This is a genomic window from Tritonibacter sp. SIMBA_163, from assembly GCF_046535935.1.
GTDB classification, from domain to species: domain Bacteria; phylum Pseudomonadota; class Alphaproteobacteria; order Rhodobacterales; family Rhodobacteraceae; genus Epibacterium; species Epibacterium scottomollicae.
In genome coordinates this window covers 1-265 of record NZ_JAWJBP010000595.1, presented here as the reverse complement: position 1 = coordinate 265, position 265 = coordinate 1, and the positions used below count along the sequence as shown (strand labels likewise).

At 65.3% G+C, this 265-nt stretch carries 1 protein-coding gene; it reads left to right on the top strand.

What is annotated here, in order from left to right; all coding sequences use genetic code 11:
• On the top strand, positions 1 to 265 hold a 265-nt coding region (locus tag R0J92_RS23690), incomplete at both ends, for a hypothetical protein (RefSeq protein WP_411053477.1).

The window sequence follows — 265 nt, the reverse complement described above, 5'->3', positions numbered from 1 at the left end:
CGATTGTGCCGATCTGCTGAAAACGCTTGGCGCGGTTCGCGCGCGCGAGCTTTACGCGCTCACGACCGACGCCGTCGATGTGATGCGCGCCCGCATCGCGCGCTATCGCATCGATTGCGACGCAACCGACGCCGGGGTGATTCTCGCCAACTGGTTCGACGAACCGGCGCGTCTCGACGCGCAACGGCGCCTGATGCGCGATTCGTTCGGCGTCGATTGGGAACCGCTGACGGCAGACCAGCTTGCCTCGCAATTGAAGACCCGC